Raw genomic sequence first — 21,880 nt, 5'->3', positions numbered from 1 at the left:
CCGACTGCGCCGCGGTCCGGGGGCCGGCGCCTGCGCTTATGCCGCCTTGGCGCGGCCTTCCTTTTTGTTTCATGTTTGCATTCTTATTGAAATCTAATTTCTTAGAAATCCGCCCCACTGCGCTCACTCTGTTGGGCTTACTCGGTAGCTCAATCACCCCAGCCTTTGCCCAAAATGGGCAGAATGCTGCGGGTCCCGCCCCGGCGGCCACCCGCGGCCGGACCGTGGCGCCGCCCCTCACCGGCCGCGTGCTGGATGCTGCCACCGGGGAGGTCCTGCCAGGCTCCACCGTGTTGTTTGATGATTTGAAACAGGGCGCCGCCACCGGGCCCGATGGCAGCTTTTCGTTTGCCAACCTGCCGCGCGGGCGCTTCACCATGCAGGTGCGCTCGTTGGGTTATAACACCGTGACGCAAACTGTAGACACGGGCGCCAGCCAGCCGCTGGAAATCAAGTTGACGGCGGCGGCCACTGAAATCGGCCAGGTGGTGGTCACGGGTGTGTCGCAGGCCACGCAGTTGCGGCGCTCCCCGGTGCCCACGTCGGTAGTCGACCGCACGCGGCTGAATCAAACCTCGGCCTCTAACCTAGTGGATGCCATTGCCCACACGCCCGGCGTGGCCCAGATTACCACCGGCGCGGCCATCAGCAAGCCTGTTGTGCGCGGGCTGGGCTACAACCGCGTGGTGACGCTCAACAACGGCTCGAAGCAGGAAGGCCAGCAGTGGGGCGACGAGCACGGCATTGAGATTGACGAGTTTAGCGTGGACCGGGCCGAGATTATCAAGGGGCCGGGCTCGCTGCTGTACGGGTCCGATGCCATGGCCGGCGTCATCAACTTTGTGGCGCCCGACCCGGTGGCCGAGGGCCGCATCATGGGGGCGGCCACGGGCAGCTACCAGACCAACAACCACCAGCAAGGCTACTCCCTGCTGAACGCGGGCAACCTCAACGGCCTGAACTGGCTGGTGCGCGGCACCCGCAAAGTGGCCGGCGACTACCAGAACCGCTACGACAGCCGCGTGTACAACTCCGGCTTCAATGAGTGGGACGCCAACGGCTACGTGGGCGTGAACAAGAGCTGGGGCTATTCGCACCTCACGTTCAGCAGCTTCAACCAGCGACTGGGGCTGACCGAAGGCGCCCGCGATGCCAGCGGCCGCTTCACCAAGGACGTGCCCAGCGGCGACTCGACGCGGAGCGTGCCCGTGACCGACGCCGACCTGCGCGGTTACGGGCTGGCCGTGCCCCAGCAGCAAATCAACCACCTGCGCATCGGCACCGACAACAATTTCATTCTGGGCGACCAGGGCGGGCGCCTGACGCTGCAGGTGAGCTACCAGCAAAACCTGCGGCGCGAGTACGGCAACGTGCTCGACCCGGCGGAAACCTCGCTCTACTTCCAGTTGCGCACCGTGGACTACGCGCTGCGCTACTTCCTGCCCGAAAAAAATGGCTGGAACCTGACCCTGGGCAGCACCGGCCTGCACCAGCAAAACCGCAACCTGGGCGTGGAATTTCTGATTCCGGCTTACCGCGTGAACGAGGGCGGCGTGTTTGGGGTGGCCAAGAAAACCATCGGCGCGCTCGATATCAGCGGTGGGCTGCGGTATGACGTGCGCCAGATTTCGGCCGACCGCCTGCTGCTCGACGCCAACGAGCGGCCCAGTACCGCCCCCACGGCCGAAACCAAGTTTCCGGGCTTTTCGAGCAACTTTCACAACTACAGCGGCAGCCTGGGACTGGCATATAGCCTGAGCGAGCGCCTGACGGTGAAGGCCAACCTGGCCCGCGGCTTCCGGGCGCCCAACATTGCCGAGCTGGGCTCGAATGGCCAGCACGAGGGCACTATTCGCTACGAAATCGGCAACGAAAACCTGGCCGCCGAAACCAGCCTGCAGGTAGATGCCGGCGTGAGCTACGTGACGGACCACGTGCGCTTCAGCGTCGATGCGTTCGAAAACAGCATCAGCAACTACATTTTCACGCGTCGATTGCTGACCGCCAGCGGGGCCGACTCGTTGCGCAACGGCACCGGCGCCTATAAGTACGAGCAGGGCCAGGCCCGCCTCTACGGCGGCGAGGTGAGCCTCGACTTTCACCCCCACCCGCTCGACTGGCTGCACTTCGAAAACTCGTTCTCGATGGTGCGCGCCCGGCAGCTGAACGTGGAAGCCAACCAGCAATACCTGCCCTTCATCCCGGCCGACCGGCTGCAGTCGGAGCTGCGGGCCAACTTCCGCCGCCAAGGCAAGCGCATCACCAACCCCTACGCGCGGTTCCAGATGGAGCGCACCTTCGCCCAGAACCGCTACTTCTCGGCGTTTGATACCGAAACGGCCACGCCGGGCTACACCTTATTCAACGCCGGCCTGGGCACCGACGTGGCCGACGCCCAGGGTCGCACGCTCTTCTCGCTCTTCGTCACGGCCAACAACCTGTTCGACGTGGGCTACCAAAGCCACCTCAGCCGCCTGAAATACGCCGACTACAACGCCTCAAACGGGCGCACCGGCGTGTTCAACCAAGGGCGCAACGTGAGTGTGCGGCTGGTGGTACCGCTGGCGTTCAAGTAGGTACCTTTGGAGAAAATACATTCTCCAATGAAATTTATCTACCGCGCAGTGCTGCTGAGCTGGGCCTGGGCCTGGCTGGCTTTTAATAGCCAGGCCCAACGGCCTGATTCTACCTTTGCCGTTGACGTTCAGCAGTATTCGGAATTGCAATCGGCCGACACCTCACCCCAAGGCAAGGTCGCGGTAATCGGCCAGCAGGCTTACACCGATGGCCAGTTGTTGGGCAAATTGACTGTTTTCGATGCGCGGGGTCAGGTTGATGCGGCTTTCCACCAACATGCGGGGGTTATTGACACAAACGGGGCATCGGAAACGCTGCCGGCCTTAGCCCGCTTTTACCCCGATGGCCGGCTGCTGCTGGCCAGCCCCGGCGCCGTAGCCTCGACCCTGGCGCCGCAGCTTTCGGCCACGGTCATCCGCCTGCTGGCCAACGGCGCGTTCGACTACTCGTTTCAGATGCCGGCCACTTTTTTTGTGCCCACGCTGCGCATCATGGCCATTCAGCCCGACGGCAAAATCTTGTTGGCGGGCAGCGGCAATACGGCTTCCGGGGTGAGCCTGCTCATCCGGCTGAATGCCAACGGTACGCTGGACACCGGGTTTTCGGCCGTGCTGGGGGGGCGAACCAGCGACTACGTGACGGCCCTGGCCGTGCAGCCCGATGGCAAAATTTTGGTGGGCGGCTACTTCGTGTCGCCCGCGCCGGCTCTGATTCGGCTGCTGCCCAATGGCCAGCGCGACCTCACGTTTCAGGCCAACGTGACCAGCGGCGGCGATGTGCAGGAAATTCTGTTGCGGCCCGGCGGCCAGATTCTCGTGGCGGGCCGGCCCACGCTCACGGTGCAGGGCCGGGCGGGCGGCTTGCACCAGCTGCTGCCCACCGGCAGCCTCGACCCTGCCTTTCAGGCGCCCGCTACTTACGGTTTCGTGAAAACCGGCGACGGCCGCCGCGTGCACCTCTTGCGCAACGGCAACCTGCTGGTGCTGCCCACCACGCCGGCCACGGCCACGGCGGTGCGCCTGCTGGCCTCCGGCCAGCCCGACCCGGCTTTCACCGGCTTTGCCCAATGGCCCGTGCAGCTGCGGGTAGCCACCCTCGACACGGCCGGCGCGCTGGTGCTGGGCGGCCGGTTTCTGCACCGGACGCGCACCAGCCCCGGCAGCCTGTATCGGATGCAGCCGGCCGGGCCGCTCGACCCGGCTTTTCGGCCGCAGCTTTACGAGCCGGGGGCCGTGCGGCGCATGGCGGAACACCCCGGCCTGGGCGTGGTGCTGGCCGGCCGCTTCGACCTGGTGAACGGCTACCCTTCGCCCAACCTGGCCCGCCTGCGGCCGGGCCTGGCCGAGGTCGATACGGCCTTCAGCAACCGGGTGCCGCTCACCGATGCGCTGGACCGGGTACTCGTGCAGCCTCCCAACAATCAGCTGTTGGTGAGTGGGTTTTCGACGGTAAACGGGGTGAGCCGGGGCGGGGTGCTGCGGCTCAATCCAGCCGGGCAGCTCGACCCGTTGTTTCGCTCCTACCTGCCCAATTACTCGGTGGCGGGGCTGGCGGTACAGGCCGATGGCCGGTTTGTCATGACCGGGCCATTTGCGTATTCATTCGCCTACCTGGACGCGGCCCGTTTCCTGGCCAACGGTGATTTCGACCCTTCTTTTGTGGTATCGCAAAGCCTGCGCCTCACCAACGCGTCGCAAGCGCTGGTGCAGCCCGACGGCCGGGTGCTGCTACTGGACGGCCCCACGGCGGTGCGGGTGCAAGCCACTGGCCAGTTCGACCCCAGCTTTGTGCCCACCGCGGTGCGCAACTACGGCAGCGGCCTCACCACCGATGTGGTGCTGCAACCCAACGGCCGCATCACGCTGTGTGGGCAAATGCCGGGGGCCGTCGCGGGGCAGCGGGCTTCCATCATCCGCCTGTTGGCCAACGGCCGGCGCGACAGCACGTTCACGGACCCATTAGACCGCAGTGTTTTCTGGGCAAAAAACCTGGCCTATCAACCGGATGGACGGCTGCTCGTGGGCGGTTTTTTTCTGAACTACGGCGCGTCCGCAGCCCCCACCATCGGGCTCTATCAGTTGCTGCTGAGTGGTACGCCAGACCCCGGGTTTGTGCCCGCGTCGGGAGCCGGCGCGGTGTCAGCGGTGCTGTGCACCAGCAGTGGCCGCGTCATGGTGGGGGGAAGTTTTTTCTACTTTAACGCTCCCCTCACCCAGCAGCTGAGCTTCGTATCGTACAAGGCGGCGCAGCCGCTGGCCGTGGTGGCTACCCGTTCGGCCGCCGTCCTGGCCGCCTATCCCAACCCGGCGCACGCCGAGCTTATGCTTCAGCTTGATGCCACGGCCAGCCCCCGCGCCGTGACGCTGCTCGATGCGCTCGGCCGGCCAGTGCTTACGCAGGCGGTTGTGAACCCCGAAATGCGACTAACCACCAGCCATTTGTCGCCCGGCACCTACTTGCTGCGGGTGGACTATGCGGGGGGGCCGGTTACCCGCCGCGTGGTGATTGAATAGCCGCGTTTGGGTGGCCGTATATCGTTGGCCACGCGGCCATTGCCCGCACTATTTTGGTGGCTTGCGTCTTTTGTGGATGCAGGCCATCTTTTTTTAAGTACCCCGGTGATAGTTGGGCCGGAAATGGATTAATTGGTACCACGTCTTCCGTCATGACTGCTCCATCCGATACTTCGCCCGCCGCCTCCCTCCGCCACGCCTTGCTCATCCACCGGGAGCAGGCGCTCACGCAGCTTTACCGCCGGGCTTTCCCTTCGGTAAGCCGTCACGTTCTGCGTCACGGCGGCTCGGCCGAGGACGCGCAGGACGTATTCCAGGATGCCCTGGTCGTTTTCTACGAGCAGGCAGTAGGCGAAACCCTAACGCTCACGGCCGCGCCCAGTACCTACCTTATGGGCATCAGCCGCAACCTGTGGCGGCATGAGCTGCGCCGCCGCGCCCGCCTGCCCCACGAGGCCCTGCCCGACGACCCCGGCCCGCTGGCCGCCGAAGCCGCACCCGAAACCGAGGAAACCAGCTTCGCCGTGCTCGACTACGTGGAGCGGCTGGGCGTCCGCTGCAAAAGCCTGCTGCTGGCCTTCTACTACTTCCAGCAGCCCCTGACGCAGATTGCGGCCGACCACGACTACCGCTCCGTGCGCTCGGCTACGGTGCAGAAGTTCAAATGCTTGGAGCGGCTGCGCGAGTCGGTGCGCGCGGTCTTTCGAGCCGAAACCATTGAATACTAGCCATGCGAACCGAGCTCGAACGCCTGCGCCTGATTGAAGAGCAGTTGCTGAATGGCCCCGCCGCGCTGTCGGCCGAGGACTGGCAGTTGCGCCACTTGCTCGATGGCGAGCTGGCGGCCGACACGGACGCCCAGCAGCGGCTGTACCAGGGCCTGCGCCTGGCCGGGCGGCGCCAGCTGCGGCGGGAGCTCCGCACGATTCATGAGCGGCTGTATGGGCTGCCGACCAACCCATGGGCCCGGCTCTGGCAGCAGCTGAAGCCGTGGTAGCCAGCCGCTGAATCAGGCTATTATCGAATGAAAACCCTCGTCTGGGCCTGCAATGCCCTCCGCTATTTCCGGCGGGGCTGGGCTGCTCATGCCTCTTTTTTTCGCTCAATCATCTCTTATTCTCATGTTGAACAAACAAGAATTTCGAAAATTTGCCGTCCACGGCCAGGGCCTCAACGGCCTGCGCGTAGACCAATACACGGCCCACGCCGAAGGCCGGGCCCGGCCTTACATTACCAACATGACCCGTTCCGTCATCGAGGAGCGGCCGCATAATTTCCGCGAAATCGACGTGTTTTCGCGCTTGATGATGGACCGCATTATCTTCCTCGGCCAGGCCGTCGATGACAACATCGCCAACATCATCAACGCCCAGCTGCTTTTTCTGGAATCGGCCGATGCCCGCAAGGACATCCTACTTTACATCAACTCGCCGGGCGGCTCCGTGTACGCCGGCTTCGGCATTTATGACACCATGCAGTACGTGCAGCCCGATGTGGCCACCATTTGCACCGGGTTGGCGGCCAGCATGGGCGCCTTCCTGCTCTGCGGCGGCGCCATCGGCAAACGCTCGGCCCTGCCCCACGCCCGCGTCATGATTCACCAGCCCAGCGGCGGGGTGCAAGGGCCGTCGGCCGATATCGAAATCACGGCCCGCGAGGTGGTGAAGCTGCGCCAGGAGCTGTACCAAATCTACGCCGAGCGCACCGGCAAAACCTACCAGCAAATCCACGACGACTCGGACCGTGACTACTGGATGCGGGCAGATGAGGCGAAGGAATACGGCCTGATTGACGAAGTACTGACGCGCCTTTCTGCCTGAGCTGGGCGGGGCCGGGGGGGCGCCTTATATTTAGGCATCTTCCTCGCTCCTCTTAATCCATGTCATTTTCTACTCCGTTGCGGATGCTGCTGGTGTTGGTGCTGGCCGCCGCAGTCTATTGCCCCCTGCTGGCCCAAACCCTGGACCCGGCATTTGAGCCCACGGTGGCCTTCACGGCCACCCAGCAGCCGGCCACCATGCGGGCGCTGGTGGAGCAGGCCGACGGCCGCCTGCTGGTGGCCGGCGACTTCGCCATGTTTAACAACCGGGCCGTGGCCAATCTCGTGCGGCTGTGGCCCGACGGCCGGGTGGACACCACGTTTGTAGCGCCAGCGTTTGCGGGCGGACAGATTCTGGCCCTGGCTGCCGATGCGCAGGGCCGCGTGCTGGCCGTGGGCGAGTTCACGAGCGTGGGCGGGCAGTCCCGCACGGGTGTGGCCCGGCTCTCAACCACCGGCGCGCTCGATGCCACTTTCAACCCCAACATGCGCGCCCCCAGCTCTAGCCTTACGCCCCAGGTGCGGGCGGTGCTGGTGCAGCCCGATGGCAACATTGTGCTGGGCGGCTACTTCGTGGCGGCGGGAGCGGGCGGCAGCGCGGTACCTAACGTGCTGCGGGTGCTGCCCAGCGGCCAGCCCGATGCCAGCTTTGTGCCGGCCGTGCCGTATTCGGGCCAGGTGAATGCCCTGCTGCTGCAGCCGTCGGGCAAGCTGCTGGTGGCCGGCAACATGTACGGCTCCTTCCTGGAACTGGTGCGGCGCCTGCTGCCCAACGGTAGCCTCGACCCCGCCTTTACCACGGTGCCCGCCAACCAGACCGTGGCCGGCATCGGGCTTTCGATGGCCAACACGGCCAACGGGTTTGTGCTGGCCGGTGCCTTCATCAGCGTGGGCAACCAAACGCGGGCCAGCGTGGCGCGCTTCCTCAACGACGGCACCCTGGACCCTACTTTCACTTCGCCGCTGCCCAATGTGATGCCCGCCACTCCGCTCAACGCCGTGGTGGCGCTGCCCACGGGCAAGGTCATCATTGGCGGTGCGACCGGGGCTTTTGCCCTGCGCGGCCTACTGCCCAACGGCTCGCCCGACCCCGACTACCTCGACCCGGCGCAGTTTAGCCCTCCCTTTTCGACCGTGTATGCCTTGGTGGCCCAGCCTAACGGCAACCTGCTGGTAGCCGGCGCCTTCCCGCGCATAGCCGGGCAACGGCGCTCCGGCCTGGCCCGCCTGCTGGCCCCCGGGGCGCTAGCTAGCCATTCGGCAGCGGCGGCCGAAGCCTTGGTCTTATATCCCAACCCCGCGCACGACCAGCTGCACGTTCGGCTAGAAGCTGCAGCCCGGCCCCAGCGGCTGGTGCTGCTTGATGTGTTGGGCCGGCCGGTGCTCACCCAGCCGGTACTTGCCCAGCCGATGCCGCCCACGGCGGAACTCAGCCTCGCTACCGGGCCGTTGCGCCCGGGTGTGTATGTGCTTCAAGTGGAGTGCGCCACGGGCACCCTCAGCCGCTGGGTGGTGGTGCAGTAGCCGCCGAACCCTGTTTTCGATTCATCGTTTAGCCACAAATGCCCCACAACCATTCCGACCATGCCGGCCACCAGCACGCTGCGCCACCGCCCGGCGGCGCCTTCAGTGCCGCCTTCGCCATTGGCATTGGCCTCAACCTGGCCTTTGTGGTGGCCGAAACCATTGGCGGCTTTTGGGCCAACTCAGCTGCCCTGCTCTCCGACGCCGGCCACAACCTGAGCGACGTCCTCAGCCTGGCCTTGGCCTGGGGCGCCGCCTGGCTGGCGGGCCGGCCGGCTACGCAGCGCTATACATTCGGCTACCGCGGGGCCACCATTCAGGCCGCGCTGCTCAACACGGCCCTGCTCTACGCCGCGCTGGGCTTCATCCTCTGGGAAACCATCGACCACCTGCGCCACCCCGAGCCCGTGAACGGCCGCTGGGTGATGGCGCTGGCCGGCATCGGTATTTTGGTCAATGGTGTTACCGCCCTGCTCTTTCGCAGCGGGCAGAAGGGCGACGTGAACGTGCGCGGCGCCTACCTGCACATGCTCACCGATGCGCTGGTGAGCGTGGGCGTGGTAGCCGGCGGCGGCCTCGTGTTACTCACCGGTTGGGTTTGGCTCGACCCCGTCATCGGCTTCATCATTCTCGGCATCATCGCCTACAGCTCCTGGGGCCTGCTGCGCGATAGCCTCCGCCTGGGCCTCCAAGCCGTGCCCGACGGCATCGACCCCGAAGCCGTGCGCGCTTATTTGTTGCAGCAGCCCGAAGTCCAGTCCGTGCACGACCTGCACATCTGGAGCCTCAGCAGCTCGGGCCACGACGCGGCCCTCATGGCCCACCTCGTGCGCCCCGGCGGCGCCGATGCCGCCTGGCTGGCCGCGCTATCGAAGGGCCTAGAAAGCGAATTTCACATCCACCATACCACCGTGCAGGTGGAAGACGGCCCCACGCCCGGCGGCTGCCACAGCGGCTGCGCGCTGCCGGAAGCAGCGGTTACTGCCCACGCCTAACTGTTTCTAGTAACGTCATGCTGAGCGCAGCCGAAGCATCTCTACTGCACAACTAAACTTGATTTAGTTGCGCAGTAGAGATGCTTCGGCTGCGCTCAGCATGACGTTCTTGTGGCCGGCAGTACATTTCGCCATGCAACCGTCTCACCCCATCCCAAAAGCCACCCTGTTTAGTGCCGTCGTCATCGTGGCCGCCCTCGGCTACTTCGTCGACATCTACGACCTGATTCTCTTCAGCATCGTCCGCGTCAAAAGCCTCACCGAGCTGGGCGTGACGCCGGGCACGCCCGAAATGACTAACCAGGGCCTGTTTCTTATCAACATGCAGATGGGCGGGATGCTGCTTGGCGGCCTGCTTTGGGGCATTTTGGGCGACAAGCGCGGGCGCCTTTCGGTGCTTTTCGGCTCGATTCTGCTCTATTCGCTGGCCAACATCGCCAACGGCTTCGTCACCTCTATCGACCAATACGCCTGGCTGCGGCTCATTGCCGGCGTGGGGCTGGCCGGCGAGCTGGGCGCCGGCATCACCCTTGTGAGCGAAAGCCTGCCCAAGGAAAAGCGCGGCTACGGCACCATGATAGTGGCCACCGTGGGCGTGAGCGGCGCCATGCTGGGCTACTGGGTGGGCGACAAATTTGGCTGGCGCAACGCCTACTTCGTGGGCGGCGGGCTGGGCCTGGCCCTGCTGGTGCTGCGCGTGAGCGTGTTCGAGTCGGGCATGTTCCAGCAGGTGCAGGCCCAGGCGGAAGTGGCGCGCGGCAATTTCCTCAGCCTCTTCACCGACGCCGAGCGGCTGGGCAAGTACCTGCGCGTGCTCCTGATTGGGGTGCCGCTGTGGTTTGTGGTGGGCATCCTCGTCACGCTGGCGCCGGAGTTTGGCAAGGCGTTGGGCCTCACGGGCGAGGTAGAGGCCGGGCTGGCGGTGTTTTGGTGCTACTTCGGGCTGGTGTTTGGCGACTTTGCCAGCGGCGCACTCAGCCAGCTCTGGCACTCGCGCAACAAGGCACTGAAGGTGTTTCTGGGCTTCTGTGCCACGCTGGTGGCCGTGTATTTGTTTGGGGTGAAGGGCGCCTCGCCCGCCACGTTCTATACCGTGTGCTTTGTGCTGGGCGTATCGGTGGGCTTCTGGGCGCTGTTTGTGACGGTGGCGGCCGAGCAATTTGGTACCAACCTGCGGGCCACCGTGGCCACCACCGCGCCCAACTTCGCGCGCGGCGCCGTGGTGGGCCTGGTGCCCGCCTTCAAGGCTTTGAGCGGCGCGCTAGGCTTCATTCCGGGTGCGGCCGTGCTGGGCGGGCTCACGCTGGTGGTGGCATTTTGGGCCGTGAGCACCCTGCCCGAGAGCTACGGCAAGGACCTGAACTACGTGGAAGAATAAAATACTTGAAAATCAATAAAAACCAACTTCCACCCGGGGCCTGCGTTTGAGGAAGCAGCCGGCCGTTGGCCAGCGCTAACCCCTTCCCATGAAAAATCTCCTTTTCGGCGCAGCCCTCTTCGCCGCCCTGGCCACCGCCACCGTTGCCAGCGCCCAAACCACGCCGGCCACCCCCGACCCGGCCATGGCCACGCCTCTCACCCCCGAACAGCAGCAGCAACGCGCCGCCGATGCCAAGGCCACCTACGAGGCCCAGAAGCAGCAAACCAGCAACTCCGACCAGGCCGCCCGCGACACCCGCAATCAGCTCAAGGACAACGCCAACCAGCAGAGTGACCTGAAAAGCCAGCTCCGCGAGCAGCGCAAGCAGGAAAAAGCCCAGAAATCTCAGCTCAAAGAGCAGCGCGCCGCCGCCTCCGAGGCCAAGAAGCAGGAGCGCGCCGCCCGCGACATGGCCAAAGCCGAAAAGCAGCGCGCCAAGGAAATGAAGTAACCGCGCCCCTTCCGCGTCGTATCTACTGAAAGACTCCGGCTCCGGCTGGAGTTTTTTATTGTCCGGCTTTCCGCCCTTCTCCCCTACTTTCGCCCGCCTCAAACGCTCCATTCCGCATGGCCACGCCCACCAAAAACACCACCATGTACTACCCGTGGCACCATTTTGTGCTGCTGCCGCTGGCCCTGCTCATGGCCGGCTATGCCGTGCTGCGCTATACCAAAGTGGCCGGCGACGACGACCAAATTGCCCGGCTCTGGTTCACAGTGGCCGCGCTAGCCGTCATCGGATTGGGCGTGCTCGTGATGCTGCGCCAGCACTACGCCCTGCAATTGCAAGACCGTATCTGCCGGCTCGAAGTACGGCAGCGGTATTTTGAAGTAAGCGGCCAACGCTTCGCGCTCCTTGAAAAGCAGCTCAGCCTCAGCCAAATCCTGAGCCTGCGCCTGGCCGGCGACGCGGAGTTGCCTGCCCTGGCTCAGGCCGCTGCTTCGGAAAAGCTTTCGCCTAAAGACATACAGGCCCGTATCACCGATTTTCAGTTCGACGCCATGCGCGTCTGATTTTGATGGGTGAATGGCTGAATGGGCAGATTGTTAAATGGACGAATGGCCGCGTAGGTACCGACCCATTGCTCCTGCCTGCGCTCATCAATTCAACCATCTGCCCATTCAACCATTCACCAATTCACCCATGATTCTCTACAACGTCACCAGCAGCATCGAGCCCAGCGCCGCCGAGGAATGGCTGGACTACATGCGCACCACCCACATGCCCGAGGTGATGGAAACAGGCTTTTTCCTGAAAAGCCAGCTCCTGCGCCTGCTCAACGAGGAAGAAGGCGGCATCACCTACGCCGCGCAGTACTACTGCATTGGCCTGGAGCAACTTGAAGACTACCAGAACATCTGCGCCCCGGCCCTGCGGGCCGATATGGAAAAGCATTTCGCGGGTAAGTACGTGTCGTTCCGCACCATACTGGAAGTGGTGGAGTAGGCTTGGGCGCCTAACGCTTCGTTAGAACGTCATGCAGAGCGCAGCGAAGCATCTTGCCCGCAGTCACTAATCCAATTGATTACGTTGTGCGGTAAAGATGCTTCGCTGCGCTCTGCATGACGTTCTTTTCACCTTTCCAAACTACCCTCCTGCCGGGCACGAAAACGGCCTCCGTGCTGTTAAAAAGCACGGTATGAAAAACATCATCTTCTTTGGCGACAGCCTCACCGCGGGCCACGGCCTGCGCGCTTCCGAAAGCTTTCCCGCGTTGCTCCAGCAGCGCCTCGACGAGCAAAACCTTTCTTATAAAGCCTATAACTACGGCGTGAGCGGCGAAACCAGCGCCGGCGGGCGGCAGCGCCTGGCCTCGGTGCTGGCCCGGCACCCGGTCGACGTGTTTGTGCTGGCCCTCGGGGCCAACGATGGCATCCGCGGCATCCCGGTGCGCGAAACCACCCAGAACCTGCAGTTCATTATTGACGCCGTGCGGCGGCAGTACCCGCAGGCCCAGATTGTGCTGGCCGGCCTGGAATTCCCCTTCGACCTCGGCCCCCTCGGTGGCCACCGCCTAGCCCACTACGCCACCGAGTTCAAAGCCCTGTTTCGCGCCTTAGCCGATAAAAACAGCCTGGCCTTTGTGCCTTTTCTGCTGCAAGGCGTGCTCGGCCGCCGTGAGCTCAACCTGCCCGACGGCGTGCACCCCAACCCCGCCGGCCAGAAATTTCTGGCCGAGAACGTGTGGCAGGTGCTGGGCCCGTTGCTGCAAACCCAGCCGGTTTTGTAACCTCTAATCACCTGTCATCCTGAGCGCAGCGAAGGACCTTGTCACGGTCGAACGATTTGTTCGGGTGTGATAAGGTCCTTCGCTACGCTCAGGATGACAGGCGAATAGGAAAGCCCCTCTCAAAACCCAAACAGATTCCCCTGCACCGGCTGCGGAATGATGAACGGCGGCGGCACCACGATTCCCGTGAGCAAACGCACCTTTTCCAGCAGGTATTGGGCAAACACCGGGGCGTGGCGCACGTCCTTCTGGTGAATAAAGAAGTAGATATCATGGATGCCCTGGGCCACCCAGGCGGCTAGGCGTTCGGCCCAGGCATCGGCGCGCTGGTAGTCGGTGCTGTGCAGGCCGTGGCCGTTGAAGCGGATGAAGGCCACGGGCGTGGTCAGGCGCATGGGCAGCACATCGCGCCGGCCGGCCACGTCGGTTATCACTAGCGTTTTATTCAGGGCTTCGAAGGTGGCAAATACGGCGTCGGACAAGCCGCGGTCGGCGTACCAGCGCGGATGGCGCAACTCCACGGCCAGCGGCACGGTTTCGGGGAAATCGAGGAGAAAACGCTCCAGCCGCGGCAGGTGCTCGGGGCCGAAATGCGGCGGCAGTTGCAGAAAAGCCCAGCCCAGGTTCTCGCCCAGCCCCTCGAACGCCCGCGCCGTGGTCACCACCAAATCGTCGGCCTGAAACAGTTCCCGCTCGTGGCTGATGCTGCGCGGCAGCTTGGGGCAAAACTTGAAACCCGGCCCCACAGCCTCGCGCCAGCGCCGCACCGTTGCCGCGTCCGGAATGCGGTAGTGCGTGGTATTTAGCTCGATGCTGTTGAACTGCTGGGCATAGTAGTGCAGGTAGTCGGGCTCCTTGATGCCGGCCGGAAAGTAGCTGCCCAGCCACTCCTTGTTGGTCCAGATGGGGCAGCCCACGTGCAGCCGGGCGGGCGCGGGCTGCGCAGGGCGGGCCTTAGCCAGCACGCGGGCCGTTTCGGGGTGGTCGGGCGGCAGCCGAAAATCAACGTAGCGCAGGTCGGGCAGGCGGCCAAAATCCATGGGGCAAAGGTACAGTTCGGGCCACGGCGGGCCGGTACTGCTCTTACGAAAAAAACCGGACTTCTGCAACCGGGTTTCGAAGATAGCCGGGCAGCCAATGCCCAAATTTTATACCCGTCGCATAATCTAATTTTTGTATCTGTGCAATGGATGGAGCTGGTTTCGGCAAAATATAGTTTGAGGCAACTTCACGGCTATTTTTTGAACCAACATGAAGATTAATTAAATGCAAGTTTTCTGAAAAAAGGACAATTTTTAACCCAATTCCGTTAGTAGCCGGATGGGAAATTTAGCAATTGCCCCGGCGGGTGGCCCTATGTTTGTTTTGCTCACCATCTGCAAAACGCATGATTTTATTTCGTCGCTCTACTCTACTCGTCCTTTCCAGTTGCTTCTTTCTGTTGCTGTCTTTGCTGAGCGCTCCGGCGCACGCCACTAGCCGTGGCACCCGCAAAATCGCAGTCGCATCCGCCCCCAGCGCCCGCACCACCGTGCTGCGCGGCCGGGCCTCCTGGTACGGCAGTCAGTTTCAGGGACGGAAAACGACCAGCGGCGAGCGTTACAGCCGCTTTAAGTACACCTGCGCTCACAAAACCCTGCCTTTCGGCACCCGGCTGCGGGTGACGAATGTAAAAAACGGCAAATCGGTGGTGGTGCGCGTCTCCGACCGCGGCCCCTTCCGCCACCAGCGCATCCTGGACCTTTCCGAAATTGCCGCCCGCCCGCTGGGCATCACCGAGTGCGGCGCCGCCACCGTGGTGGCCGAAGTAGTAGCCGACGAAACGCCCCTGGGCCCCGCCACCACCCCCGAAAACCTAGCCGCTCTCTTCGCCGCCGACCCCAACCCCGACGCCGCCTTCACCACCTACTCGATTCCGACTGGCCTGGCCGTGGTATCTGATTCGGCCTCGGTGGACGCGCACGGCGCCCTCATCGCCGCGTCCATACTCACCAAAGGCCAGGTGGTAACCAACGCCGAAGTTGTGAATTGCCCAACGGGCTTCTGCATCCAGGCCGGCTCCTTCGTGGATGTGGCCAACGCCACGGCCGTGCAGGCCCGCATCAAGGCCCTGCTTCCGGAACTAAAAGTAGAAATTGCGCAAGAACTGCTCGACGGCCGCCAGCGCAGCCGCGTGCTCGTGGGCCACTTCGGCGAGAAGCCTGAGGCCGAAGCCATGCGCCAGCAGCTGCTCTTGTGGGGCATCGGCGGGTTGGTGCGCGAAGTGGCGCTGCGGTGATTATAGTTGTTCGTTATTAGTGGTCAGTTGTTGGGCGGCTTGCTTGAAAAGCTGTTCGAAAGCTGCCTGTAACTCAATCTGTGAAGGCCAATTGGCGACATTGTCGTTAATTGGCCTTTGCTTTTGCTTAAGGCCCAGACAACCTACAACAAGCAACTGACAATTAGTATGATTAAAGCTCTGTTGGCCCTCGCCGCCAGCCTCGCGCTCATTTGGGCGCTGAATACCAAACATGGCGATGTGCCGCCGTTTGGCAAGCTGCTGAGCCCTTACCGCGGCTTCTGGCAGAACGGCGAGGCGGCCGGCGACTTCCCGGCCCAGCAGACGCTGGCGCTGCCCGGCCTGCAGGCGCCCGTGACCGTGCGCTACGACGACCGCCGCGTGCCGCACGTTTTCGCCCAGAACGACCATGACCTGTACTTCGCCCAGGGCTACCTCACGGCCCGCGACCGGCTCTGGCAGATGGATTTTGTGACCCACGTGGCCGCCGGGCGGCTGGCCGAAATCGTGGGGCCGGCCCGGCTCGAAACCGACCGGTTTTTCCGGCGCATGGGCCTGCCCTTTGGCGCGGCTAACTCCTTGAAGGTGATGATGGCCAACCCCACCACCCGCGTGGTGCTGGACTCCTACACGGCCGGCGTGAACGCCTACATCGGCCAGCTTACGCCCAAGTCGCTGCCCTTCGAATACAAGCTGCTCGACTACCAGCCCGAGCCCTGGGAGCCGCTGAAGTGCGCGCTGCTGCTCAAGTACATGGCCTGGGATTTGAGCGGGCGCACCGACGACTTGCGCATGAGCAACATCCTGCGCAAGTACGGCCCGGCCGTGACCAAGGACCTGTTTCCGGACTACCCCACGCGCGAAGACCCCATCGTGCCGGTGGGCACGACGCTGGATTTCAAGCCGCTGCCCGCGCCGCCGGTGCCGAAGTCGTTCGAGGCAGCCTATGCGGCCAACCAGTTGCGCGACGAGCCCGATGCCGAGCTGGGCTCCAACAACTGGGCGGTGAGCGGTGAGAAGTCGACCTCGGGCTACCCGCTGCTGGCCAACGACCCGCACCTGCAGCTCAACCTACCCAGCATCTGGTACCAGATTCAGTTGAATGCGCCGGGCGTGAACGTGTACGGCGTCACCATTCCGGGCGCGCCCACGGTCATCATCGGCTTCAACGAGCAGGCGACTTGGGGCGTGACCAACGTGGCGGCCGATGTACTGGACTTTTATCAGCTGAAATTCAAGGATAAAACCCAGCGCGAGTACTGGCACGACGGCCGCTGGAAACCCGTGCGCCGCGTGGTGGAGCGCATCAAGGTGCGCGGGCAGCCCGACCGGCTCGACACCGTGCTCTACACCCACCACGGCCCGGTGGTGTACGATAAAAACGAAAAGCCCTTCCTGAACCAGACGCCCATTGCCCACGCCATGCGCTGGACCGCCCACGACGGGGCCAACGAAGTGCTGACCTTCTACCAGCTGAACCGGGCCCGCTCCTATGCCGACTACACGTCCGCGCTAATGAACTACGGCTCGCCAGCCCAGAACTTCATTTTTGCGGATAATGAGAAAGATATTGCCATCTGGCCCAACGGCCGGTTTCCGCTGAAGTGGCGCGACCAGGGCAAGTTCATCCTCGATGGGACCGACCCGGCCTACGACTGGCAAGGCTGGATTCCGGCGGCCCAGAATCCGCACGTGAAGAACCCAGCGCGCGGCTTCGTGAGCTCGGCCAACCAGTTTTCGGCCGGCCCCGACTACCCGTATTACCTGAACTGGACTTACGGCAGCTACGAGCGCGGCCACCGCATCAACGAGCGCCTGGCCGCCATGACGCAGGTGACGCCCGACAGCCTCCGCCAGCTCCAGAACGACGTACTCGACCTCAACGCCCAGCTCATGCTGCCGCGCCTGCTGGCGCTGGTGAGTGAGCCGGCGGCCGGCACCGCACCGCCCGCCGCCAACTCGCCCGAAGGCCAGGTGCTGGCCGAAATGCGCCGCTGGCGCTACCAATACACCGCCGATGCCATCGGCCCCAGCGTGTTCAATCTGTGGTACAATGACTTGGTGAAGCGGCTCTGGGACGACGACTTCCCCACCGACCCCAAAGGCCCGGCCTATCGTTACCCCGCCCGCGACCGCACCAACAACCTGATTCTGACGGAGCCGGCTTCACCATGGATTGATGACCGGCGCACACCGGCCAAGGAAACACTGCCGGAACTGGCGCGGCAAAGCCTGCACTTCGCCACCGATTCGCTCACCCGCAAGTTCGGCCCGCTCTCGCCCAAGTGGCGCTGGGCCAGCCAGAAAAGCACCGACATTCTGCACCTGCTTCAGCTTCCCGGCTTCGGGCAGATGGACGTGGACTGCGGCGGCGGGGCAGGCATTGTAAACGCCACCTCGGAACGCAACGGCCCCAGCTGGCGCATGGTGGTGGCGCTGGGCCCGCAGGTACGCGCCTACGGCGTGTACCCCGGCGGGCAGAGCGGCAACCCCGGCTCGCCCTTCTACAACAATATGCTGGAAACCTGGCGCGTTGGCCAGCTCGATGAATTGGTGTTTCTGCGCTCGGCCCAGGAGTCCCACCCGCGCGTAGCCACCGCCTGGACCTTGCAAGCCAAGTAAACCGCTGCCAAACACTATGATGAAAACGAACGCCTCGGCTTTGTTCCTGCTGCTCAGCGGCGCGGTGCTGACGGCTCCCGCTTCCGTGGCCGCCCAAGGCACGCCTACTTCCAGCGCCTCTACCGAGCCTTCCAAGGTCTACACCAATGTGGAGCAGATGCCGCAGTTGCCCACCGGGGGCGGCAGCAAGGCCCTCATCGAGGGCATCCAACGCTCGATACTGCGAACCAACCCCGGCGTTGCCAAAAGCGCTAAAGGCCGGGTGATAGTGGCCTTCACCATTGGTGCCGACGGCCTTTTCAAGGACGGTTATATCGATACCGGCATCGGCAGCGGGCCCGATGGCGCGGTACTAGCCGCCATAAACAAAATGCCGCGCTTGCTCCCAGGCCGGCAGCAGGGCCAGCGTGTGCCCGTGCAAATGCGGCTGCCCATCACCTTCCCTATACTGCCACCGGCGCCAACGCCTGCTCCCTAGCTTGCCGAGCGGTTTTATCGGCACTCGGCCTTGCCATAAATTTGCGGCATGCCCTCCCCCGCTTTTTGGTTAAAGTCACTTCTGCACATGCCAAGCCGCCGGCTTCCGCTTTGGCTGGTAGCAATGGTGCTCTTCACGGCTGTTTCGCACAGCGCCACAGCGCAGCAGTACGGCCAATACACCGTCGATACTACGCAGGTTTTCAGCCAGGTAGAGCAGATGCCCGCCCTACCCGGCGGCGGCGGCAACGTTGCCTTGGTGAAAGCCGTGCAGAAGCTCGTGCAGCTGCCTGCTGAGGTGCGCGAGGGCCGCACCGAGGGCCGCGTGTTCGTGCGCGTCGTCATCGGCGTGAGCGGCGTGGGCCGGCAGGCCACCGTGGTGCAGTCACTCAACCCCGCCTGCGACGCCGCCGCGCTGGCCGCCGTGAAACGCCTGCCGCGCCTCGTGCCCGGCCGCTACTACAACCAGCCCGTGGCCACCCTGCTCACGCTACCGGTGCTGTTTCTCTCCCCGCGCCACGTATTTACGCCCAATGAGGTGGCCAGCCAGGCGCAGTTTCCCGGCGGCGAAGCAGCGCTGGAACAATACATTGCGAAGAACCTGACCACGCCGGCCGAAGTCCGCCAGCGCGACTTGCAGGGCCGGGTGGCCGTGCGGGCGGTGCTCAGGGCCGACGGCCGCCTGGGCGCCTGCGAAGTCCAGAACTCCCTCTGTCCTAGCTGCGACGACGAGGCCCTGCGCCTCGTGCGCGCCATGCCCCGCTGGCAGCCCGCCCTGGGCTACGACGACCAACCCGTGGCCGTGTACCAAACGCTCAACATCTGGTTTCGGCCGCCGGCCCCGCCCGCGGGCACGGCGCCGCCTGTGCCCGAAAACCAAATCTATAGCCAAGTTGAGCAGATGCCCGCCCTCCCCGGCCGCCCGGGCCCCGAAGCTGTGCAGTCAGTACTGCAGGAACTCATCGCCTACCCCGAACACGTCACCAACGGCGACGGCCAGGTCAGCTTCGTGGTGGAGCCCGACGGCCGCGTGACCCGGCCCGTCATGCTCAAAAGCATCAGTATTCCCGTCGACCAGGCGGTGATGGCGGCGGCGCTGCGCCTGCCCCGTTTCGAGGCCGGCCGGCTGCGCGGGCAGCCCGTGGCCGTGCGGCTGGTCGTGCCGGTCGTCGTCGACATCCGTTAAGCAGGCAGGAGCAATCGAGCACCGGTTGGGCACAAAAAAAGCGGCGCCTGGGTAGGTACCGCTTTCCAGGGTTCGAGGTCGAACCTATTTCTTTTCCTTGTCTTTATCGCCAATCTGACGCTTGTCGTCTTTGCTCACGTCGTGGGCTTCGCCTTCGTGGTTGTCGTCGCCGGCTCGGTTAATGAGCACCACGGCCACAGCGGCCAGGGCCGCAATGCCGAGAATCATTTGGGTGGGCGTGAAGTTTCGGGTGGCTTTGCGCAGGAGCACGCCGCCGTTTTTCAGCAGGTCGTCCATGTGCTCGTGGTTGCCCTGAAATACGTGGTAGGCGCTCTCAAAGGTGCGGGCGAGGTCTTCGGGCAGAATTTTTTCGAGTTGTTGTTCGATTTGCGCTTCCATAGAAGGAGGAATTGTTGAAGGAAGTAATGAAGGGAAACGGGGCGCCTGCCCCGGAAAATCCTCTACGCAAAACCTCGGCTGCCGTCTACCTTTTTCAGTATATTCCTTTAAAATAACTGACAATGGATTTGGATAACCATTTGGCGGTCATCCAAATCCATTGTCAGTTATTTCCTGATGCTTCCCTTCCCTCTGCTACTCCACCACCACAATGCGCGAGCCCGTACGCTGGGCTTCGCGCACCTGGCAGTAGTAGGCGCCCGGGGCCAGGCCACTCAAATCGAGGGGCAGGAATTGCGGGCCGCTGGCCAGCACGCGGTCCACGGCCCGGCGCACTTCGCGGCCCAGTGCATCGAGCAGCACCACCTGCACGTGGCCGCCAGCGCTGTCGTAGGCCACGGTGGTGCGACCGTCGCGCGCCACGGGGTTGGGGTACACGGTAAAGTCGGCCACTTCGGCGGTTTTGGTGGTGGCCAGGGCGCCGGGCCGTAGCACGGGCACGTAGGGGAAGCTGCGCCCGAAAAGCTGCGTGAGCGTGGCCGGCGTCACCCGGAACCAGTCCTGCAGGATGCTGGTGTAGATGCTGCGGAAATCGTAGAGCATCGGGATGTTGTCGTTCACGCCGGCGTTGGCGGGCAGCGTGGGGTTGGCGCCGTGCACGATGGGGTTGACTTTGGTGCCAAAAACGAACAGCGGCGCGGCGGCCCCGTGGTCGGTGCCCAGGCCCGAATTGGCCTTGATGCGCCGGCCAAACTCCGAGAACGTCATGCCCACCACCCGGTCTTGCACTGCCAGCCGCCGCAGGTCGTCCTGGAAGGCGTTCACGGCCTCGGCAATCTTGCCCAACAGCGTGGCGTGGGTGCCCGTGGTGGTACTGCCCGTGGCGGGCACCTGCAGCGTGTGCGTGTCGAAGCCGCCCAGCGTGCACACGTAGATGCGCGTCTGCAAGCCGCCAGCTACCAGCTGAGCCACTATCTTGAGTTGGTCGGCCAGCGAGTTCTGGCCGGCGGCGGGGTAGAGCGGCGAGAGGTTCTGGGCCCGCCCGGCCGCCGCCTGAATGGCCGTGGTGTACACCTGCGTCTGGCTCACCACCTGCCGGATGAAGGTCAGTTCGTGGCCTGCCGGCGTGTTCGGGGCCGCGTCCACGCCACCGCTCAGTAATTGATAGAAAGACGAGGTGCTAGCAATGGCCATGCCCATGTTCACGCTGGGGCCCTGCACGCAGTTGCTCACCACCGAGCCAATGCTGATGGCCAGCGGGTCGGGGTTCTGGGTGTTGGGGTAGCCGGTGGGGAAGCCGGGGTACTCGCCGTCGAGGTAGCGGCCGGCCCAGCCGGTGTTCCAGGTCACGTTCGAGTCGGAACCTGACGTCCAGATATCAGTAGCCCGGAAGTGCGAGAAGTTGGGGCTGGGGTAGCCCACGCTCTGCACCACGCCCAGCTTGCCGTTCTGGTACAGGTTCTGGAGCGAGGCCATGGCCGGGTGAATGCCTGTGGCCGTGGTGAGCGGCAGCACCTGGCTCTGGGGCAGCGCAATATTGGGCCGCGCCACCATCAGGGCCGAGTACTGGTCGAGCGGGATAATCATGTTCAGGCCGTCATTGCCGCCCTGCAGCTGAATGATGACCAGTACTTTATCCGACTGCGTGGTGGCATTGGTAAGGGCCGCCAATTCGGGCGAGTACCCGTAGGCGCCCACCGGCAAGCCGCTCAGGAAAGCCGTGCCGGCGGTGGCCGCGGCCGTAGTCTGTAGAAATTCGCGACGTTTCATAATTAAGCCGTTAGCTTTTAGCTGTCAGCTATTAGCCAGCAGCTTCAATTGACGAATGGATGTTTGCGA

At 63.9% G+C, this 21,880-nt stretch carries 19 protein-coding genes; 16 read left to right on the top strand and 3 right to left on the bottom strand.

Annotation, left to right across the window (positions count from 1 at the left end; genetic code table 11):
* The first annotated feature begins 131 nt into the window (after positions 1 to 131).
* The 12 genes from Q4S41_RS04855 to Q4S41_RS04800 all read left to right on the top strand — a co-directional run bounded on the left by Q4S41_RS04855 (position 132) and on the right by Q4S41_RS04800 (position 13,079).
* Positions 132 to 2,576, top strand: coding sequence for a TonB-dependent receptor (locus Q4S41_RS04855; protein WP_305029985.1), 2,445 nt, complete (start codon positions 132 to 134; stop codon positions 2,574 to 2,576).
* A gap of 27 nt (positions 2,577 to 2,603) precedes the next feature.
* A complete protein-coding gene (locus Q4S41_RS04850) occupies positions 2,604 to 5,090 on the top strand; it encodes a T9SS type A sorting domain-containing protein (protein WP_305029984.1) in 2,487 nt (828 codons plus the stop codon).
* Between the two features lie 152 nt (positions 5,091 to 5,242).
* Positions 5,243 to 5,818, top strand: a complete 576-nt coding sequence (locus Q4S41_RS04845) for an RNA polymerase sigma factor (RefSeq protein WP_305029983.1) — start codon at positions 5,243 to 5,245, stop codon at positions 5,816 to 5,818.
* Between the two features lie 2 nt (positions 5,819 to 5,820).
* A complete protein-coding gene (locus Q4S41_RS04840) occupies positions 5,821 to 6,087 on the top strand; it encodes a hypothetical protein (protein WP_305029982.1) in 267 nt (88 codons plus the stop codon).
* Between the two features lie 124 nt (positions 6,088 to 6,211).
* Positions 6,212 to 6,910, top strand: a complete 699-nt coding sequence (locus Q4S41_RS04835; RefSeq protein WP_305029981.1) for a ClpP family protease — start codon at positions 6,212 to 6,214, stop codon at positions 6,908 to 6,910.
* A 59-nt stretch (positions 6,911 to 6,969) separates the two neighbouring features.
* On the top strand, positions 6,970 to 8,433 hold the full coding sequence (locus tag Q4S41_RS04830) for a T9SS type A sorting domain-containing protein (protein ID WP_305029980.1): 1,464 nt from the start codon (positions 6,970 to 6,972) through the stop codon (positions 8,431 to 8,433).
* 38 nt (positions 8,434 to 8,471) lie between these two features.
* Positions 8,472 to 9,428 carry a cation diffusion facilitator family transporter gene (locus tag Q4S41_RS04825; RefSeq protein ID WP_305029979.1) on the top strand — a complete coding sequence of 319 codons (957 nt, stop codon included), beginning with the start codon at positions 8,472 to 8,474 and terminating at the stop codon, positions 9,426 to 9,428.
* 133 nt (positions 9,429 to 9,561) lie between these two features.
* Positions 9,562 to 10,806: an MFS transporter gene (locus tag Q4S41_RS04820; RefSeq protein WP_305029978.1), complete on the top strand. Its 1,245-nt coding sequence runs from the start codon at positions 9,562 to 9,564 to the stop codon at positions 10,804 to 10,806.
* 88 nt (positions 10,807 to 10,894) lie between these two features.
* Entirely contained in the window at positions 10,895 to 11,299 is a 405-nt protein-coding gene (locus tag Q4S41_RS04815; protein ID WP_305029977.1) for a hypothetical protein, read from the top strand.
* A gap of 116 nt (positions 11,300 to 11,415) precedes the next feature.
* Positions 11,416 to 11,862, top strand: a complete 447-nt coding sequence (locus tag Q4S41_RS04810; protein ID WP_305029976.1) for a DUF6526 family protein — start codon at positions 11,416 to 11,418, stop codon at positions 11,860 to 11,862.
* A 130-nt stretch (positions 11,863 to 11,992) separates the two neighbouring features.
* Positions 11,993 to 12,295, top strand: a complete 303-nt coding sequence (locus tag Q4S41_RS04805) for a DUF4286 family protein (protein WP_305029975.1) — start codon at positions 11,993 to 11,995, stop codon at positions 12,293 to 12,295.
* A 193-nt stretch (positions 12,296 to 12,488) separates the two neighbouring features.
* A complete protein-coding gene (locus tag Q4S41_RS04800; RefSeq protein WP_305029974.1) occupies positions 12,489 to 13,079 on the top strand; it encodes an arylesterase in 591 nt (196 codons plus the stop codon).
* Positions 13,080 to 13,198: 119 nt separating this feature from the next.
* Here the strand turns inward: Q4S41_RS04800 and Q4S41_RS04795 are convergent, their stop codons facing one another.
* Positions 13,199 to 14,119 carry a DUF72 domain-containing protein gene (locus tag Q4S41_RS04795; RefSeq protein WP_305029973.1) on the bottom strand — a complete coding sequence of 307 codons (921 nt, stop codon included), beginning with the start codon at positions 14,117 to 14,119 and terminating at the stop codon, positions 13,199 to 13,201.
* Positions 14,120 to 14,466: 347 nt separating this feature from the next.
* Between Q4S41_RS04795 and Q4S41_RS04790 the strand changes: the two genes are divergently transcribed.
* The 4 genes from Q4S41_RS04790 to Q4S41_RS04775 all read left to right on the top strand — a co-directional run bounded on the left by Q4S41_RS04790 (position 14,467) and on the right by Q4S41_RS04775 (position 19,642).
* The gene (locus Q4S41_RS04790; RefSeq protein ID WP_305029972.1) at positions 14,467 to 15,357 is read left to right on the top strand and encodes a septal ring lytic transglycosylase RlpA family protein; all 891 of its coding nucleotides are present in this window, start codon (positions 14,467 to 14,469) and stop codon (positions 15,355 to 15,357) included.
* 168 nt (positions 15,358 to 15,525) lie between these two features.
* A complete protein-coding gene (locus Q4S41_RS04785) occupies positions 15,526 to 17,979 on the top strand; it encodes a penicillin acylase family protein (protein ID WP_305029971.1) in 2,454 nt (817 codons plus the stop codon).
* 16 nt (positions 17,980 to 17,995) lie between these two features.
* Complete coding sequence (locus Q4S41_RS04780) at positions 17,996 to 18,457, top strand: energy transducer TonB (RefSeq protein ID WP_305029970.1); 462 nt, start codon at positions 17,996 to 17,998, stop codon at positions 18,455 to 18,457.
* Between the two features lie 123 nt (positions 18,458 to 18,580).
* Positions 18,581 to 19,642: an energy transducer TonB gene (locus Q4S41_RS04775; RefSeq protein ID WP_305029969.1), complete on the top strand. Its 1,062-nt coding sequence runs from the start codon at positions 18,581 to 18,583 to the stop codon at positions 19,640 to 19,642.
* Between the two features lie 84 nt (positions 19,643 to 19,726).
* On the opposite strand, the gene Q4S41_RS04770 is transcribed toward Q4S41_RS04775, so the two are convergent.
* Both Q4S41_RS04770 and Q4S41_RS04765 read right to left on the bottom strand, forming a co-directional pair.
* Entirely contained in the window at positions 19,727 to 20,041 is a 315-nt protein-coding gene (locus Q4S41_RS04770; RefSeq protein ID WP_305029968.1) for a hypothetical protein, read from the bottom strand.
* 195 nt (positions 20,042 to 20,236) lie between these two features.
* A complete protein-coding gene (locus tag Q4S41_RS04765; protein ID WP_305029967.1) occupies positions 20,237 to 21,811 on the bottom strand; it encodes a DUF1501 domain-containing protein in 1,575 nt (524 codons plus the stop codon).
* Positions 21,812 to 21,880: the final 69 nt, after the last annotated feature.

Source organism: Hymenobacter convexus (assembly GCF_030580955.1).
Classification (GTDB): Bacteria; Bacteroidota; Bacteroidia; order Cytophagales; family Hymenobacteraceae; genus Hymenobacter.
Note: the sequence above shows the minus strand (reverse complement) of the source record. Positions and strands in the feature narration are given on the sequence as shown.